The sequence below is a fragment of the Acidobacteriaceae bacterium genome (assembly GCA_028283655.1).
In the GTDB taxonomy this organism is placed as follows: domain Bacteria; phylum Acidobacteriota; class Terriglobia; order Terriglobales; family Acidobacteriaceae; genus Granulicella.
Map to the genome: position 1 here is coordinate 2,211,055 of JAPWKE010000003.1, position 18,091 is coordinate 2,229,145.

The window sequence follows — 18,091 nt, forward strand, 5'->3', positions numbered from 1 at the left end:
CGGGCCGTTCTCTTGTCTACACCTCTGAAGGTCTAGTCGTCGTTGTCGCGCAGCTTTGCGAGCAGGCTGAAGTCTTCGAGCGTCGTGGTGTCGCCCTTGATGTCGCCGGTGGTCGCTAGTTCGCGCAGGAGGCGGCGCATGATCTTGCCGGAGCGCGTCTTGGGCAGGATCGGGGTGAAGCGCATGTCGTCGGGGCGCGCGAGCGAGCCAATTTCCTTGGCGACCCACTGCCGTAGCTCCTGCTTCAGTTCATCGCTGGGTTCGTGGCCGTACTCGAGCGAGACGAAGGCAGCGATGGCCTGCCCCTTCAGATCGTCAGGACGACCCACGACCGCAGCTTCCGCGACCTTGGGGTGCGCGACCAGAGCGGACTCGATCTCCATGGTGCCCAGGCGATGTCCGCTGACGTTGATGACGTCATCGACACGGCCCATCAGCCAGTAGTAGCCGTCCTCGTCGCAGCGTGCGCCGTCGCCGGTGAAGTAGCTGCCCGGAACGTCGTCGAAGTAAGCGGTCTTGAAGCGCTCGGCGTCGCCCCAGATGGTGCGGGCCATCGATGGCCACGGCTTGGTGATTACCAACAGGCCGCCGTGGTTCGCGGGAACGGGTTCACCGCTCTTGGTGACGATGGCAGGCTGGATGCCGAAGAAAGGGCGGGTCGCCGAGCCGGGCTTGGTCGCAATGGCGCCGGGGATGGGCGCGAGCATGTGTGCGCCGGTTTCGGTCTGCCAGTAGGTGTCGACGATCGGGCAGCGCTCCTTGCCGATCTCGCGGTGATACCACATCCACGCCTCGGGGTTGATGGGTTCGCCGACGGTGCCGAGCAGACGAAGCGAGGCGAGCGAGTGCTTCTCCACCTTGTCGACACCCCACTTGATGAAGGCGCGGATGGCAGTGGGAGCGGTGTAGAAGACGCTGACCTTGTGGTCATCGACGACCTGCCAGAAGCGATCCTGGTCGGGGAAGTTGGGTGCGCCTTCGTACAGCAGGACGGTTGCGCCGTTCTGCAGCGGGCCGTAGACGACGTAGCTGTGGCCGGTGATCCAGCCGATGTCGGCTGAGCACCAGTAGACGTCTTCGGGGTGGATATCGAAGACGTACTTGGTCGTCAGATAGGTCTGGACGGCGTAGCCGCCGGTGGTGTGGACGAGCCCTTTGGGCTTACCCGTGGTTCCGCTGGTGTAGAGGATGAAGAGGGGGTCTTCGGCCTCCTGCTCGGCGCAGGGGCAGTCGGCGGAGACCTTCGCCATCTCGTCGTGCCACCAGAGGTCGCGGCCGGGCGTCATGGCGACGCCTTCTGCCTGCGGGGCACGCTGGTAGACGATGACGGAACGTACGCCGGGGCAGGTGGCGAGGCCGTCGTCGACCATCTTCTTGAGCTTGATCTCCGCGCCGCGGCGGTAGCTGATGTCCTGCGTGATGACGACCTGGCAGTCGCAGTCGTTCACGCGGTCCGCGATGGCGTGCGAGGCGAAGCCACCGAAGATGACCGAGTGAACCGCTCCGATGCGGGCGCAGGCCAGCACGGCGATAGCGAGTTCGGCCGTCATGCCCATGTAGACGGCGACGCGATCGCCCTTCTTGACGCCGTGGGCCTTGAGCACGTTGGCGAACTTCTGCACCTCGACGAGAAGCTCGGCGTAGGTGAGTTTGCGGACCTCTCCTACGGGCTCACCTTCCCAGATGAGCGCGACCTTGTCTCCGTTGCCGGATTTCACGTGGCGATCGACCGAGTTGTAGCAGAGGTTGATGCGCCCGCCGTTGAACCACTTCGGGCTGGGGAAAGAGCCTTCCAGCACCGAATCCCACGGCTTGAACCAGTCGAGCTCGCCGGCAGCTTCTGCCCAGAAGGCATCAGGCTCTTCGACCGAGCGGCGATACATCGCCTCGTACTCGGCTTCGCTCTTGATCCAGGCACGCTGCGAGAACTCCGCTGCGGGTGGAAAGACACGGTTTTCACGCATCAGCGAAGAAAAGCTGCCCGCGGCGTCGTTGCCAGCCGTAACCGTCACTGCGCCTGTTGTCTCTGGCGTCGTCGTGCTCATATAGAACCCTTCCCTTATTCCCACCGCCCGGGCGCTGCCGGGCAAGATCAATCCGATTTGGCACAGTGTGCGCCGATAATCGCATGGCAACAATAGGGCATCTCGTGGTGCAGCGGCAATATCTCTCTTCATCCCGCTTGTGGATGAAAGCTGGGGCGCAGAATAGTATTTGGCTTCAACTCCCCGCACAGCGGGGCTTTGCGGGACAAGATTTCCGATTCGATAAGACGCTATTCTTTTTTGTAATGACCTTTTACTGGGGATCCATCATCGGCTTTTTTCTGGGCTTCGCCTTCGGGGTGGGCTGCGCGCTGGCCGTGATGTACTCGATTTACCTGGGAGGTTACCGGGCTGCGTTGCAGGACCTGCGCCTGCCCGTCGCTCCGGAACGGCTGGTCCGCGCGCAGGCCCGCCTTAAAGACCCGGAGTAGCGTTCGACTCCCGCTCGTCCAGGCGACGGCGCAAACGAGAGACTTCCTTGGTCAGGTTTTCGACGGCTTCGAGCAGGTCCCGGCTCTTCAATTCGGCATCTGAAGGCGACTTCCCTTTCACGAAGAAGGTGCCGTTTGGTTCCAGCCGGGCAAGCTCTACATCGTAAGGGTCATTGAAACCATTCTTGTTTAGCACTGAAATAAGTTCTTCACGGGTCATCGTTTCCTTTTCGAGGGCCTTCTTATCCACCTGACCGTCATGCACCAGAATCGTCGGCTTTCCTTCTAACGCTGAGTTCAACCAACCGTAACGAAACAAAACCTTGCTCAGCGCCCAGTTGATGCCCAGCAGGCCGAAGGCCCCGATCACGCCACCTGACACCGAGTTGTCGTCGCCGATAATTGCATTCTGAACGGTATTGGAAAGACAAAGCAGTACGATCAAATCGAGCGGATTCAGTTGCGCAAGCTCGCGTTTGCCGAAAAGCCTGACAAACAGCACCAGGATGAGAAACATAATCACTGGTCGAAGCAGCTTTTCCAGAACCGGTACCGGCAGATGGAACATGCTGTGCATCATCTCTGCTGTCATTCCCTGCATCACTTCTCTCCCTGCATCACTTCTCTCCCTGCATCGATCAAACTCTTCATCCCAAGATGAACGCACTGTCGTTCTCATGCAAACGTTCTTTGATGCCGAAAGGAACGCCAGAGCGTTTTTTTGCATCCATGCAGGTGTCAACCGTTAAAAGCGGTTGAAACCTCAAACCCAATGTCCCCGACAGATTTATGGACGGGAGTCAACCGCACAGGAGGAATCTTCTGAAGCGGCCAAGTACCTGAAGGAGTTTCTGGTTACGAATAAGTAAACCAAGAGACGCCATACACTTATCGGGGAGCGCATCCCCAGAAACGGGTAGAGAAAACCACACTCAGATGGGTATGACTTCTGGTACTCTTCTGGTAACTTTCGCCCTAGACACCTTTCCGCCTTTCTGGCACAGGCACAGACTTCAAGGATTCCACGAGACGCATGGCTAAGCCTCTTCGCAGCGAAGATCCGAACCCAAAACCCGTCCAATTCAGCCACTTCGGTGTGCTCGAAGACGGTCAACGCTCCACTAAGGCGGCGGCAACCTCCATCATCATCAACGGTTCCGTGCTTGCCATCATCTTGGTTCTCGGGATGGTTGTGAAGAATAATCCTGTTGTGGCGAAGAAAATGGCCGAGCTCACGCTTCCTCCGAAGCCAGTGGAGCCGCCGAAGCCGCCACCACCTGCTCCGAAGCCCCCTCCACCTCGGCTTCCAACGCCTCCGAAGATTGCTCCGGAACCGCCGAAGCCGATGCCTGAGCCTCCGAAGCCTATGCCGGAGCCGCCCAAGCCGATTCCTCAGCCGGTGCAGCCGAAGTTCCAGCCGACGCCGCAGCCGACCAAGGTCTCTCTGAACAACAACCCTGCCCCGCGCAAGGTTGATCCTCCACCAGCGACCAAGGTGAACCTAGGTGCTTCGGCGGCGAGCATGCCGAACCACGACGTGCATCCCTCGGCGGTACGCCTGGGTACGAACACGGCGGTTAATCCCCGTGGGCCGGCGGTTTCCGCTGTTGATATGCGCGGCGGTATGGCGGGTATGAACGCGTCGAACACAGGCAGCGGTCCTCGCGCGACAGCGGTCCACATGGGTTCCGGTTCGCCGAATGGAAGCAATCTGAACGGCCGTGACGCTTCGCCGGTACGGATCGGCGGTCTCTCCAATGGTGTCCCTGGCGGAACTGGCCGTGGCCCGGCAGGACCGACGTCGGTGCACCTGGGTGGAACGGGAGTTCCCAACAACCAGACAGCACGGCATGAAGTCGAACGTTCTGCAGCTGCACCTCCGACGCTGGTCTACAAGCCCCAGGCGGTTTACACCGCCGAGGCCCGGGCAGAGCACATTGAGGGCAACGTTCAGGTTCGCATCCGTGTTCTCACGAATGGAAGCGTGCAGTTCATCGGCATCACCCACGGCCTCGGCCACGGACTGGATGCGCAGGCTCGTCAGGTTGTAGAAGGAATGCGCTTCAAACCGTCCATGGATGCCACGGGTCACCCGGTAGACTGGACAGGCGAAGTAATTGTGCGTTTCCAGTTGAGCTAGCAAGCGTTATTCGGGATGCGGATACGGCAGAGAACGCCGCATCTGCATCCCAATTAGAATCACCCGTTTCGCATCAGAAGTACCGTTACCTCGCTACAGGATTTACCCGTTTACGAGTTCCCTTTTCTTAGTTCGACCCGGTGGACATCGCCACGACGTTCACCGCAAGACCCAAGGAGTCTTACAGACCATGATTCTCCGAACGAAACTTACCGCTGCCGCAACTCTCTTGCTGCTTGCCATGCCGGCTGTTACAGCCTCGGCCTTTCCGCTTGGCAAGAAGAAGCCCAGCGTGTCACAGGATCTCCACAAGCCAAACGCAGCGCAGAACGCCTTGATCGACAAGGCGATTGCCCGCGAAACCGTTGTGGTGAAGACGTTGAAGGACCGGGCTCCGATCGTCGAAACCTACATCCAGAACATGCGCCCGGATCCGATCATGAGCCAGGTGCCGGACTCTGACCAGCACTTCCTCGGTCGTGTCGACTTCGGCAAGGTGATCAACGACACCAACTACGCCGCAGGCAAGCACGACACCTACGAGAAGAAGGGCAAGTTCGGAAGCGGCTTCCTGAAGGGATCGCTCGGTTTCATCAGCGGTCTTTCGGCTGGTCTGCATCTGCAGTTCAACCAGGCGGGCTTTGTTTCGATGCTGTTGATCGACTCCAACAGCTTCAACCGCCAGACCTACCAGTTCTCTTTCGTTCGTAACGATTTTCTCGGAACGATTCCGACGACCGTCTTCGACGTTTCGCCGGTGAAGAAGAATGCGACCGGCCGCTTTATCGGCCGTATCTGGATCGAGCGCCAGGGCGGCAACATCGTCCGCTTCAACGGCGACTTTGCAGGCAGCTCGCAGAACGAAGTCAAGGAGTACTTCCACTTTGACTCCTGGCGTACAAACGTTCAGGAAGGCCTCTGGCTGCCGACCTCGGTTTATATCGAAGAGACCGACCCGAAGAGCCCGACGCACTCTCTGAAGTTCAAGGCTGTGAACCACATCTGGGGTTACTCGCTGAAGATTCCTGCGAAGGAAGCGGAAGCGACCGATGTACAGGTTGTAGGCGCGAACGACGAATCGCAGCAGGCACAGGACGTTTCGCCGCTCCAGGCGCAGCGTGAGTGGGTTCAGCAGGCCGAGAACAACGTCATCGACCGCCTCTTCCAGGCTGGCCTGATCGACGCTCCTTCCGATTTCGACAAGACGCTGGAACAGATCGCCAACAACATCCTGGCGTACAACAACATCCAGACATCGCGCCCGCTGAAGGTGCGTACGCTGCTGACCACGCCCCTTGAGTCTCTGGCTGTGGGCAACACCATCCTGCTTTCGAAGAGCCTGATCGACACGACCGCCATTCCTTCGCAGGACGGCGCCGCCCAGATCGGCAACCTGAACTGCCTGATGGCGTTCCAGATCGCGCACATCCTGCTCGGTCACCACATCGACACCAAGTACGCCTTCAACGACAAGCTGATCTTCCCTGACTCCGCCGCTCTGCAGCGCCTGCCGATGCAGCACACGGAAGAGGACGACGCAGCCGCTGCCAAGAAGGCCATGGAGCTGCTTTCGGTCAAGGACCTCGCCGACAGCCAGCAGTACATGGGCCTCTACCTGCAGCAGCTTCAGGCTCGCCTGAAGGCGCTCAAGGCACTGACCACACCGCAGATTGGCGACTCGCTGGTCAAGGGTGACGGTACGTTCTGGATGCAGGCTCTTGTATCCAAGGGACCGAAGCTGAACAACATCGATCTAAAGCAGCAGGCCGCAATGCCTCTGGGCCAGTTCCTGAAGTTCGATCCGTGGACCGACAAGGTGATCCAGCTGCACGTTGGCTATGAACCTCTGCTTGGCGCTGCCGATAAGCTTCCGTTTGAAGTCACTCCTGTGTGGATCCGCCTGGGTTACTGGACCGCTCCGGTGGAGCCGGTAGCACCTGCGCCCGCACCTGCAGCTGACCCGAACGCAGCACCTGCAGCAGCAGCACCGGCGGACGCTACTCAGCCGCCGGCAGCAGCTCCCGCAGATCAGACAGCTCCTGCACCCACTCCGGCTCCGCAGCAGTAAGCGGACAAACAGTTCGAACGGGCTATTTTCAACCGAATTGATCTGTGCGGTGCCCTGATACTCATGGGCACCGCATCTTTCAGGAGACTTCGATGAATCGGTTTTACTCTTCTCTGCTTGCTCTTGGAATTTTACCGCTGCTGCCTCTACGGCATACGCTCAGGCGGTTCCGACAGCTACCCGTTCAGCCCCTTGGCAAGTTGGTGCTGGTGTGTCCTATGGAAACACCGACGTCTTCACCAAGAAGGTGACGGGATATACCGTCTATGGAACGTTCGATCTCAGCTACCACCTGGGAGCTGAAGCGGACTACCACTCGATGACGATCAACACTCCAAATGACTTTGCACTGACCTCGTTCCTGATCGGTCCGCGTTACGTCTGGCATTACCGTCGCTATGATCCGTATGTAAAGGTTCAGGTCGGCCGTGGTCATGCTGCCATCGTTGATCGTAACTACACCGATGGCTACATCGGTCCGCAACCTATCCCAATGAGCACGTTTGATGTCGGTTTCGGTGGAGGCGTGGATGTTCACTTTTCCCACCACCTCAATGTTCGCGGTGATTTTGTCTACCAGGACTGGACCGGTTTCAAGCAAAATGGCCTAACGCCGTATGTTGCCACTCTCGGGGTCGCATATCGTCGCTAGGTACGTCAACCGGCTGAATAAAAGCTCGTCAGACTTTACAAAGCCGGTTTTTCTGGAGAACTTCTTGCATCGTACGCTTCTGTTTCTGGCTTCTCTTCTCGTCGGTGTCTCTGTCGCATCTGCCCAGGCTGGACCAACAGCGAGCCGCCTGCTCGATCTGCAGGCGGGTGGCGGCTTCACGGTCGCCAACTCGGATTATCTTGTCAATAAGATCCGCGGTTTCATGTTCTACAGCACACTCGATCTTACCGAGCACTGGGGCGCGGAGCTAGAGTTCCATCAGTTGAATGATGGACAGCCGACTCAGGTCTACGAGCGCAGCTACGAGGTCGGCGGCCGGTATGTACGGCATTATGGCCGCCTGCATCCCTACGGCAAGCTTCTGTATGGTCGCGGCGTCTTCAACTTCCCGCAGAGTGCTGGAAACCTGGCGTACAACATGTTTGTGGGCGGAGCTGGCGTCGACGTGAACATTACGCGCCGCATCAATGCACGCGCTGACTTCGAGTACCAGAAGTGGATGTCCGGCCCAGGACTGAGCAGCGGACTTTCACCGACACTGTTCTCGGTCGGCGTTGCGTACCACTTCCCTGCTGGAACTCCTCGCCACTAAGAATCGTTTTTGCGACAAAGAGAAAGGCCCGGCATGCGCCGGGCCTTTCTCTTGCTCCTCGTACGCTTCGATTAGAAGTGGTACGCGATACCGATGGTCGGTTCGGAGAGCCAGTAGTAGCGGTTGGTCTTGAATGCCGAGTTGCCAAAGTCAGGCGTCTTCAGCACAAAGCCGCGGTACTCCGCACGGATGTCGAAGCTCGGGCTGATTTCGTAGGCCACACCGACGCCAGCGAGACCGCTGATATTGGTGTTCTGCTTCGAATCGAACTGGTGGGTGCCGTTGTCGAGGATCGGCGTAAAGATCAGGCCACCGACGCCAGCTTCTACGAACGGGTTCCAGTTGCGGTAGGTGCGCGAGTAGACGTACGCACCGGTAATTTCCTGCATACGCGTGTGAACCTGGCCGTTCGGCGTCGGAACCGTGCGATAGCGGATCGTGTTCTGCGAGAAGCCGTAGTTGACTTCGAGCGCCGAGCGCGGCGTCAGCATGTAGCGATAGCTGGCCAATACGCCCGTGGTCATCGACGAGTGCATCGGGTACACACCGTTACCGTAGATATCCGGCGCGATCGTTTCGAAGCCGCTAATGCTCACGTCCTGACGGCTTTCCTGGGCCTGGGCGGCCACCGAACCCATCAGCAGGGCTGCGCCCAGCAACATCATCTTCTTCATGCTTACTTCGGTTCCCTTCAACGGTGCGTCCACATCGCTTGGAAGCAGCCTACAACCGCCGCAACGAAAACACATGACGCAAACCTACTCTGATTGTACCTGTAGACGCCCCTCTTCCGGGCAAGGAAAAGCCGCCGAAAAGAATCCGGCGGCCTTTTCCGTTCTAGAGGTGGTTTTCCTTAGTTTGACGGCGGGGGCGGGGGTGGCATTTCGCCGTCGCCGCCCTGCTTCATCCGTTCGCGCATGTGCTCGCGCATCTGCTTCTGGATCTCGTCAAACTGCGGCTTCTGGTCGTCTGTCAGCACGCTGCGCATCTGCTCGACGGTGTCGCGGCGGATCTTCTTCATCTGCTCGCGCTTGTCTTCGGGGGCCATGGCGTTGTCATCACGAAGCGCCTGCATCTTTTCCCGCTGCGCCCGCGCCGCTTGCTTGAAGGACTCCTTCTGCTCCGGCGTAAGGTTCAGCGAGTCGTACATGTGGGCCATGCGGCCGTGTGCCGGGCCCTGTCCATCGGCTGCGGGGGGAGGAGGGGGAGGAGCGCTCTGGTCCTGCGCCCTCGACGGCAGAGCCGCCGCGAGCAATCCCGCTCCCATTACCGCCACGCCAAGCCTGCTCCACAGTTTCGTCTGCATAAGGTTGTCCTTTTCCCGGTCTCGCGCCTTCGTCCTCTCGCGAGCCGCAACATCTGCCTTTACAAACGCCATGCCGCCGGAATAGTTCCGGCGGCATGGCGAGATTCTTTTCAGCGGCTGCTTATTGAGGGGCCTGTTCCGACGAAGACCCGGTTGTGCCGGAGCTCTGCGAAGAGGACCGGCAGGGTGGTGGAGGCAGGGGCTTTCCGTTACTGTCCAGTGGCGGCGATGGTGGAGTTCCGCCGTTCCCCATTCCTGGCATCCCGCTCCCCTGTTCGTTGGAGGCTGTTTGCGTCGTGCTGTCGCTACTGTTTGCTTGCGGTGGCGGAGGCATACTGCCCTGCGTCGACGCGGAGCCGTCGCTGCTCGAACCACTGCTGCTATCCGCTGTGCTCGTCGGGCCGGAGTTACCCTGCCTCGGTGGACGCCTGCCGCAAGGCGGCGGCCCCATTCGCTCACTGCTGGTGCTGGAGGTGTCCTGCGCTGCCGCGACACCTATCCATCCCAACGCCATCACTGTGCCCAGAAACAGGCACAACCTCGTCTTCCTCATCGAAGACCTCCTCGCGTGCGGCACGAAAACATCTTGTACCTACAAGCTGAGGACGGCCTTTTCTTCAAGCGGTTGCAGGCAGGAAGAGAAGTATATTTTTTCGAACAACGCTTACGTTTTGAAGGGAAATGCGTCTGCAAACGGGCGAAACGGCACCGCCAAACTACGCCCGTTCCGGGACGTAGCTGAAAGGGTCACCGTTCTCCGTTGCGTGCTTTTCCACCACAGCCAGAAACGCCTTGGTGGCGTGGCTTAGGGAGGTCTGCTTGCGGTGGATCAGGCGGAGCCTACGCTCCATGGCGAGCTCGGGGATGGAGACCGCCACGAGCGAGCCTGCCGTCAGCTCGCTTTCCGCGGTGAGTCGCGGAAGCAAGGCGACACCGTTGCCACGCTCCACAAAGCGCTTGATGGCTTCCAGCGATGGCAGTTCGATGTCCATGTTCAGCGGCGTCTTGTGGCGGCGAAACGCCGTGATCACCTTCTGCCGCATCGGCGAAGGGACGTTGTGCGCGACGAAGACCTCGCGACCGAGGCGAGAAATCTGCGCCTTACCCGCGCGGGCAAGCGCGTGCTGCGGACCGACGACGCAGACGAGTTCATCGCGATAGACCGCGATCGAACGTACCTGCGGGTCCTCCGGGCGGAAGCTGACCACGCCAAGATCAACAGAGTGTGACAAAACCTCGTCGGCGATGCGGGAAGCGAGAGCACGCTGCACGGTGACCTTGATCCGCGGATGCTCGCGGCGGAAGGCATCGAGCAGCGGCAGAAGGTATAGGCAGGTGTACTCGTTCGCCGCCAGGCGCAACTGCCCGGTGTGCAGCGAGCGCAGGTCGACCAGAGCGGCTTCTGCGTCCGTGCGCAGGTTCAGCAGCTTCTGGGCGTAGCTCTTCAACACCTCTCCGGCGTCGGTCAAGGTGCCGTCGGCGCGCTCCAGCAGGGTTTCGCCGATCTCGCTTTCGAGCTTCGCAATGACCTGACTGATCGCAGGCTGCGTACGGTGAAGTCTTGCAGCAGCGCGAGAAAAACTGCGCTCTTCCGCGACGGCTAAAAATGTTTCCAGTTGAAACAGGTCCACGAGGGTGTGTCCTTTATGGCCGCAGCTTTTTCCTGCATTTGCAGGTGTGCGTCCTGCACAGTAGCCTAGAGCAGTACGGGTTCTATACCTGCATTAGAAATCGCAATACATCTGGAATCAAGCATAAGTGCGCTTTATTCTTGTGTCCAGAAGGAAAGGTCTCAATTCTGATGGCAAACAACAACCGTGTCATCTTCTTCGACACCACTCTGCGCGACGGCGAGCAGTCGCCCGGCTGCACTATGCACCATGCGGAAAAGCTGCGCATGGCCGAGCAGCTTGCGCGCCTTGGCGTGGACATTATCGAGGCCGGCTTCCCTATCGCCTCCACGGGCGACTTCGAGAGCGTGAAGGCGATTGCCTCCACTATCGGCAAGCAAGCCGGTGCGCCCGTGATCGCGGGCCTCGCACGCTGCAAGGCTGGCGACATCGAAGCGGTTGCGAAGGCCATTGAGCCCGCACATCGCCGCCGCATCCACACATTCCTCGCAACCAGCGATCTGCACCTTGAAGCCAAGCTACGCATCACGCGTGCAGAAGCGCTCGACCAGGCAGGCGAAATGGTGCGCCTCGCTCGCAGCTACACCGACGACGTTGAGTTCTCGGCCGAAGATGCGACGCGCTCCGACCTCGAGTTCCTCATCCAGATTGTCAGCATCGCGATCGAAGCTGGTGCGACCACGATCAACCTACCCGATACGGTCGGCTACTCGACCCCGGCGGAGTATCAGGCGCTCTTCGAGACGATGATCGCTCGCGTCCCCGGCGCGAAGGAGATCACCTTCTCCACGCACTGCCATGACGACCTTGGCATGGCGACGGCGAATGCTCTGGCTGGTGTTCTCGGCGGCGCACGCCAGGTGGAGTGCACGATCAACGGCATCGGCGAACGCGCAGGCAATGCGGCGCTGGAAGAGATTGCTGCGGCACTGATGGTTCGCAAGGATCGCTTCGCTGTCGAGAACGGCATCGTGATGGACCAGATCGGACCAAGCTCGCAGATGCTGAGCGAGATCATCAGCTTTGGCCCTGCGCCGAACAAGGCCGTGATCGGCAAGAACGCGTTTGCGCACGAGTCGGGCATACACCAGCACGGCGTGCTGGCCAACCCGCTGACGTACGAGATCATGACGCCTGCTTCGGTTGGCGTTACGGCGAATGCGATCGTGCTCGGCAAGCACAGCGGTCGTCGTGCGCTGGAGCATCGCCTCGGAGAGCTGGGGCACACGCTGACGAAGGAAGAGCTTGACGTGGTATATCACCGCTTCACAGCACTGGCCGATCGCAAGAAGTCGATCTATGACCAGGACATCGTCGGGCTGCTCACTGAGGCGACTGCAGAGACCGTAAACGTTCCGTAAGGGGAGAGCGCAATGAAAGCCACTGCAAATAGAAATTCAAGCCTGACCATCTTGTTTATCTGTGCACTGATGCTCAACGTGATGCTCGAAGCTGCCGCTCTTGTTCGAACGGGCAAGTTCTGGGAACAGGCATATTGGACGGCAGGCGAAGTCGTCTTCACCAGTGCAGCGTTTTGCCTTACTGCCATCGTCCTCCATAAACGCGCGCTTCGTGATGGCGTACAAAACACAAATCTCTAGTTCTGGATAATTATGAAGCTTAACATTGCAGTTCTCGCCGGCGACGGCATCGGCCCCGAAGTCACCGGTGAAGCCGTCAAGATTCTGAAGACCGTTGCACAGCATGGCGGCCACGAGTTCACCTTCACCGAGGCGCTCATCGGCGGCGTTGCGATCACCGCAGAAGGCACGCCGCTGCCGCAGAAGACCATCGACGTCGCGCTCGCTGCAGACGCCGTTCTGCTGGGTGCCGTGGGCGACAACAAGTTCAACGCGCTGACGCCGGACAAGCGTCCCGAAGCGGGTCTGCTCTCCATCCGCCAGCACCTCGGCGGCTTTGCAAACCTGCGGCCCTGCCTCGCCTTCAACGCTCTCAGCGAGAACTCGCCGCTGCGCCCTGAGGTGACGAAGAACGTCGACATCCTCTTCGTGCGTGAGTTGCTTGGCGGCCTCTACTTCGGCAAGCCCCGCGCGTGGAACAAGGAGACCGGCGAAGCGCACAATACGATGGTCTACACCAAGGCCGAGGTTGAACGCTGCGCCCACATCGGCTTCCAGCTGGCGCAGAAGCGTCGCGGCAAGCTGACGCAGGTAGATAAGGCCAACGTGCTGGAGTGCTCGCAGCTCTGGCGCGCGACCGTGGATGAGATCGCACCGCAGTATCCCGATGTGAAGGTCGAGCATCAGCTCGTCGATTCGATGGCGATCCACCTAATGAACCGCCCTCGTGACTTCGATGTGGTGCTCACGGAAAACCTCTTCGGCGACATTCTTTCGGACGAATCGGGCGTCATCACCGGCTCGCTCGGCATGCTGCCTTCGGCGACGATCGGCGGCAAGGTCAACCTCTTCGAGCCCGTACATGGCTCGGCTCCGGACATTGCTGGCCAAGGCAAGGCGAACCCGCTCGGAGCGATTCTGACCGCGGCCATGGTGCTGCGTCATAGCGGTGGGCTTGAAGAAGAAGCGCTTGCGATTGAGAAGGCCGTGAACGAAGTGCTCGCTGCAGGTCACCGCACGGGCGACATCGCTGGTCAAGGCAAGACGGCGAACGTGACCACCGCGCAGATGGGCGACTTTGTGAACACGGCGCTCGTTGCAGCGCTCAACCGCAGCGAATCGCTGCACGCTGTTTAGTTCAACTTAGCTCAACGCACACATGATCAGCCGCACACTCCAACTCGTCGCCGCTACGCTGCTTACCGCAGCGACGGCGAGCGTGTGTGCGCAGATTCAGAACGACGACGTGCTCGGCCCCAAGGGACCGCGCAACCCGGCGAGCCACAAGCCGCTCGCAAACCTGAAGCCGGGCTCCAACCAGTGGCTCTGGCAGTTCACGCAGCCCGGCAACCCCATGAACCTGCTCACCGAAGCACGCTTCCAGGCGCTGCTCTCAGAGAACTTCAAGCAGCCGCAGGCGATGTGGGGAACGGACGCTGCGCGCCCGACGCTGCCACAGGTCGTCACGCTCTTCCTCGACCAGCACAACGAAGCACTGCAGGAAGACAACCGCTACTTTATCGCCGATGGATGCGTGCGTAGCTTCTGCCCCGCGAGCGGTCTGCTCTGGATCGACCTTGGCGTAAAGCATCCGCTGATGATCTTCGCTGCGCGCAACTGGACAACGACCGCGCACACCACCGACGAAGCCAACGCCAGCTATAACCTGTGGCTCTTTGCGAACCATACCGTGACGGCCGATGCGCTGCCGACAGCTTTCACCCTTGCGCTTTCGCACTGGGACATGCGCCTCGCTGCGGCTCATCTCGGCGTGCCCCACATTGCACACGCCGTCCTTGTCGAACCCGACGGCACGCCCTTTGCGCTCAAGCCTGAACGTACCGGCGCGAATACTATCGCCGCGCAACCCGATACCGTTACCCCCAAGCCAGCTGACAACGATTAGCTGCCCAACAAACGCAACACCCGGTCAATACAAATGAGCACACCCATCAAGCCGCGCACACTCTTCGAAAAAGTCTGGGACAACCACGTCGTGGTCTCGCCTGAAGGCGAACCGACGATCCTCTACATCGACCTGCAACTCGTGCACGAAGTCACCTCGCCGCAAGCCTTTGATGGCCTGCGCATGACGGGCCGCAAGCTGCGTCGCCCGGACCGCCACATCGCGACCGTGGACCACAACGTGCCCACGACCAGCGTGCAGGACCGCCTCCACATCGTCGATCAGGTTTCGTCCGCGCAGATCAACGCGCTGCGCAAGAACTGCGCCGAGTTCGGCATCGAGTTCTTCGATACGGAAGACGCTTCGCAGGGCATCGTACACATGATCGGACCCGAGCTCGGCGCGACCAAGCCCGGCATGACGATCGTCTGCGGCGACTCGCACACCTCCACGCACGGTGCGTTCGGCGCACTCGCTTTCGGCATCGGCACCTCTGAGGTCGAGCACGTGATGGCGACGCAGACGCTGCCGCAGGGCAAGGCCAAGACCTTCCTCATCAACGTCGACGGCGAGCTTCCCTATGGTGTCACCGCGAAGGACATCATCCTCGACATCATTGGCCGCATCGGCACGGCTGGTGCAACTGGTTATGCCATCGAATACGCTGGCTCAGCCATTCGCGGGCTCTCGATGGAAGGCCGCATGACGATCTGCAATATGAGCATCGAAGCCGGTGCACGCGCAGGCATGATCGCTCCCGATGAGACGACGTTCGCTTACATCAAGGGCCGTCGCTTTGCACCCGGCACACGCCCCGACGGCACCGTCGACGAAGCCGCGTGGAACCTCGCTGTCGAGCAGTGGAAGGCACTTGTCACCGACCAGGGCGCGACCTATGATCGCGAACTGCACATCGACGCCACGAAGCTCGTACCGAGCGTCACCTGGGGCACCTCGCCCGGTATGGTCACGACCATTGACGGCACCGTGCCCACGCTCGAGCAGGCCATCGACGACGCCGACCGCAAGGGCTTCGAGCGCGCCTACGAGTACATGGACCTCAAGCCCGGCACGCCTATCACCGAGATCACCGTGGACGCGGTCTTCATCGGCTCCTGCACCAACGGCCGCATCGAAGATCTGCGCACCGCAGCGAAGGTTGTGCGCGGCCACCACGTTGCCACAACCGTGCGCGCGATGGTCGTACCCGGCTCGCAGGCCGTGAAGGCTCAGGCTGAAGCAGAGGGTCTCGCAGAAGTCTTCAAGAGCGCAGGCTTCGAGTGGCGCGAACCCGGCTGCTCGATGTGCCTCGGCATGAACCCCGACATCCTGCAGCCCGGCGAGCGTTGCGCTTCCACCTCGAACCGCAACTTCGAAGGCCGCCAGGGCCGCGGCTCGCGCACGCACCTGCTCAGCCCCGAAATGGCCGCAGCCGCAGCCATCACAGGCCACCTCACCGATGTTCGCGACTGGAAGTTTGAGAAGGAAGTTCGTTAAGTATGCCCTTCACAGATATCAACTCGCTTTATGCCGCTATCCGCGATACTGCGGAGAAGCTTGCGGCTGCGGGACTGGTATCCGAGGGCAAAAATTTACGAAACGCCATGCTCGGCTCTACTGGTGGTGAAGTGCTCGGAGCACTCGGAAGCCAGCTAAAGCGAATTGCAGTTCAAGAGAACTTGCCTCAAGAACTGCGGGAAGAAATCGAAACGGAAATTGCAGCCATCGACTCTTCGTACGATCGCATTTCCCAACCGCGTCCGAGGTTTGAAGACGCCTTAAAGGTGAACTAACGATGGAACCCATCAACATATTGACCTCCACCGCCGTGCCACTGCCGTTGCCGAACATCGACACGGACCAGATCATCCCGAAGCAGTTCCTCAAGCGCATCGAGCGCACGGGCTACGGCGAGTTCCTCTTCTTCGACTGGCGCTACGATCTTTCGACCCCGGACCATGTGGCCGAGCGCAAGGACTTCGTGATGAACAAGCCCGAGTACAAGGGCAGCGAGATCCTCATCGCCGAAAAGAACTTTGGCTGCGGCTCCTCGCGCGAGCACGCTGCCTGGGCGATCAACCAGTATGGCTTCCGCGCGGTCATCGCGCCGAGCTTCGCGGATATTTTCTTCTCGAACGCGGGCAAGAACGGCATCATCCTCGTTCGCCTCACCGAAGAGGAGACCGAAACACTGCTGCAGCGCTCGACTGCGAACCCCAAGCACCTCATCACCATCAACCTCGATGCCCAGAGCGTCACCGACGACGAAGGCTTCAAGGCCACGTTTGAGATCGATCCCTTCCGCAAGTACTGCCTGCTGAACGGCCTCGATGACATTGGACTGACCCTGCGCCATGAAGGTGAACTCGACAAGTTCGAAGGCAAGCACAATGAAGAGTTCTGGCTTGCACCGAAAGCTGAAGAGGTCGCGTAACGCATAAAGGTTTTACAGACCTCCCCCTTATGAAGCATCCTCTCCAACTCGACCGCCGTACGCTCCTCAAGTCGCTTGCCTTCGCGAGTGCCGCGAGCGTGTGTGGAGTTGCGTTTGGAGAAGAGGCAGCGTTGCACCAGCCGCTGCCCGCGTGGAGCGAAGGCTACTTCGACATCCATCACATCGACACCGCGCGCGGCAACGCAACGCTGCTTATCTTCCCCGATGGAACGACGATGCTGATCGACGCAGGCGCGGTGCCGAACCTCACTGACGGCACCATCAATCCGGCTCGCCCTGATGGTACGACGCTTCGCCCCGGACAGGTGCTTGCGGAGTACATTCTGGCGCATGCGCCAGCGAAGAAGCTCGACTACTTTCTGAACACGCACAATCATGGCGACCACATCAACGGACTTTACGACGTTGCGGCAGCACTTCCCATCGACAGCTTTATCGATCGCAGCTATCCGACGTGGGCACCGGGGCAGCAGCCGCCGAAGGGGCCTGACGAGGACCGTTATCTCGCATTTCTGAAATCGCAGGGCAGGAAGGTAGAAGCGGCGAAGGTAGGTTCGACGCAGCAGATCGTGGAACGCGGCAAGCGTTCGTCCAAGAGCGCATTCTCTGCACGGATTCTGTCTGCGAATGGCAACGTGTGGAACCGCGAGACAGGCAAGATCGAACCGCACCTTGATCGCCTTCCCGCAGCGGGCAGCGCGCATGGGTATGAGAACAACTTCTCGGTCGCCACACGCTTTGAGTACGGCGCGTTCAGCTACTTTACCGGCGGCGATCTGTGCTGCGATACCTTCGATGGACGACGCCCGGAGCTCGATATTGAATCGCCTGTAGCGCGGTCGTGCGGTCGCGTAGAGGTGGCCGTCGCAGACCACCACGGCTACTTCGACGCGTGCGGTCCAGAGTTTGTGAAGAGTCTGGACGCGCAAGCGTACGTGATTCCGTCGTGGGATATTGGTCATCCCGGCAGCGCGCAGATGCAGCGCATGGAAGGCGCATGGGACTTCAACAACGGCAAGGCCGTGCACGATGTCTTCGCGATTGAGCTGCTGCCGCAGAACGCGCTGATGAACCGCCGCTTCTCCGGTCAGTTGAAGTCGAAGAGCGGACACGTTGTCGTACGCGTGGCACCTGGCGGCAAGACTTACAGCATCTACACGCTCGATGCGACCGTCGAGCAAGGCAACATCACTGGCGTCTTCGGTCCATATACAAGCCGAGCAACGACGCAGACAGAACACAAAACAGGAGCAACAGCTTGAGA

At 60.0% G+C, this 18,091-nt stretch carries 17 protein-coding genes and 1 pseudogene; 13 read left to right on the top strand and 5 right to left on the bottom strand.

All coding sequences use genetic code 11. The annotated features are described in order from the left end of the window. Positions 1-32: 32 nt before the first annotated feature. Complete coding sequence (gene acs, locus PW792_12280) at positions 33-1,964, bottom strand: acetate--CoA ligase (protein MDE1162709.1); 1,932 nt, start codon at positions 1,962-1,964, stop codon at positions 33-35. Between the two features lie 326 nt (positions 1,965-2,290). Between acs and PW792_12285 the strand changes: the two genes are divergently transcribed. Further along, the gene (locus tag PW792_12285; GenBank protein MDE1162710.1) at positions 2,291-2,476 is read left to right on the top strand and encodes a hypothetical protein; all 186 of its coding nucleotides are present in this window, start codon (positions 2,291-2,293) and stop codon (positions 2,474-2,476) included. On the opposite strand, the gene PW792_12290 is transcribed toward PW792_12285, so the two are convergent. Further along, entirely contained in the window at positions 2,460-3,155 is a 696-nt protein-coding gene (locus tag PW792_12290; GenBank protein MDE1162711.1) for a DUF421 domain-containing protein, read from the bottom strand. The genes PW792_12285 and PW792_12290 overlap by 17 nt on opposite strands. 354 nt (positions 3,156-3,509) lie before the next feature. On the opposite strand from PW792_12290, the gene PW792_12295 reads away from it, so the two are divergent. The 4 genes and pseudogenes from PW792_12295 to PW792_12310 all read left to right on the top strand — a co-directional run bounded on the left by PW792_12295 (position 3,510) and on the right by PW792_12310 (position 7,949). After that, entirely contained in the window at positions 3,510-4,616 is a 1,107-nt protein-coding gene (locus PW792_12295; GenBank protein MDE1162712.1) for an energy transducer TonB, read from the top strand. A gap of 190 nt (positions 4,617-4,806) precedes the next feature. Further along, complete coding sequence (locus PW792_12300; GenBank protein MDE1162713.1) at positions 4,807-6,684, top strand: hypothetical protein; 1,878 nt, start codon at positions 4,807-4,809, stop codon at positions 6,682-6,684. Positions 6,685-6,832: 148 nt separating this feature from the next. Next, a pseudogene (locus PW792_12305) lies at positions 6,833-7,336 on the top strand (outer membrane beta-barrel protein). Positions 7,337-7,400: 64 nt separating this feature from the next. Further along, positions 7,401-7,949 (top strand): outer membrane beta-barrel protein, encoded by a 549-nt coding sequence (locus PW792_12310; GenBank protein ID MDE1162714.1) that lies wholly within the window; start codon positions 7,401-7,403, stop codon positions 7,947-7,949. A 71-nt stretch (positions 7,950-8,020) separates the two neighbouring features. On the opposite strand, the gene PW792_12315 is transcribed toward PW792_12310, so the two are convergent. The 3 genes from PW792_12315 to PW792_12325 form a co-directional block, all read right to left on the bottom strand. After that, complete coding sequence (locus PW792_12315) at positions 8,021-8,623, bottom strand: outer membrane beta-barrel protein (GenBank protein ID MDE1162715.1); 603 nt, start codon at positions 8,621-8,623, stop codon at positions 8,021-8,023. Between the two features lie 179 nt (positions 8,624-8,802). Continuing rightward, entirely contained in the window at positions 8,803-9,255 is a 453-nt protein-coding gene (locus tag PW792_12320) for a Spy/CpxP family protein refolding chaperone (protein ID MDE1162716.1), read from the bottom strand. Between the two features lie 716 nt (positions 9,256-9,971). Then, positions 9,972-10,886: a LysR family transcriptional regulator gene (locus PW792_12325; protein ID MDE1162717.1), complete on the bottom strand. Its 915-nt coding sequence runs from the start codon at positions 10,884-10,886 to the stop codon at positions 9,972-9,974. A 170-nt stretch (positions 10,887-11,056) separates the two neighbouring features. Between PW792_12325 and PW792_12330 the strand changes: the two genes are divergently transcribed. From PW792_12330 to PW792_12365, 8 genes are read left to right on the top strand one after another with little or no spacing between them, the layout of a single operon-like run. Then, the gene (locus tag PW792_12330; GenBank protein MDE1162718.1) at positions 11,057-12,247 is read left to right on the top strand and encodes a 2-isopropylmalate synthase; all 1,191 of its coding nucleotides are present in this window, start codon (positions 11,057-11,059) and stop codon (positions 12,245-12,247) included. A 12-nt stretch (positions 12,248-12,259) separates the two neighbouring features. Beyond that, positions 12,260-12,487 carry a hypothetical protein gene (locus PW792_12335; protein MDE1162719.1) on the top strand — a complete coding sequence of 76 codons (228 nt, stop codon included), beginning with the start codon at positions 12,260-12,262 and terminating at the stop codon, positions 12,485-12,487. Between the two features lie 12 nt (positions 12,488-12,499). Then, a complete protein-coding gene (gene leuB, locus PW792_12340) occupies positions 12,500-13,603 on the top strand; it encodes a 3-isopropylmalate dehydrogenase (protein MDE1162720.1) in 1,104 nt (367 codons plus the stop codon). A gap of 22 nt (positions 13,604-13,625) precedes the next feature. Continuing rightward, positions 13,626-14,372 carry a hypothetical protein gene (locus PW792_12345; GenBank protein ID MDE1162721.1) on the top strand — a complete coding sequence of 249 codons (747 nt, stop codon included), beginning with the start codon at positions 13,626-13,628 and terminating at the stop codon, positions 14,370-14,372. Between the two features lie 33 nt (positions 14,373-14,405). Further along, positions 14,406-15,869, top strand: coding sequence for a 3-isopropylmalate dehydratase large subunit (leuC, locus tag PW792_12350; protein MDE1162722.1), 1,464 nt, complete (start codon positions 14,406-14,408; stop codon positions 15,867-15,869). A gap of 2 nt (positions 15,870-15,871) precedes the next feature. Continuing rightward, positions 15,872-16,165 carry a hypothetical protein gene (locus PW792_12355; protein ID MDE1162723.1) on the top strand — a complete coding sequence of 98 codons (294 nt, stop codon included), beginning with the start codon at positions 15,872-15,874 and terminating at the stop codon, positions 16,163-16,165. A 2-nt stretch (positions 16,166-16,167) separates the two neighbouring features. Continuing rightward, on the top strand, positions 16,168-16,806 hold the full coding sequence (gene leuD, locus PW792_12360; GenBank protein ID MDE1162724.1) for a 3-isopropylmalate dehydratase small subunit: 639 nt from the start codon (positions 16,168-16,170) through the stop codon (positions 16,804-16,806). A 29-nt stretch (positions 16,807-16,835) separates the two neighbouring features. Further along, on the top strand, positions 16,836-18,089 hold the full coding sequence (locus PW792_12365; GenBank protein ID MDE1162725.1) for an MBL fold metallo-hydrolase: 1,254 nt from the start codon (positions 16,836-16,838) through the stop codon (positions 18,087-18,089). Positions 18,090-18,091 lie beyond the last annotated feature (2 nt).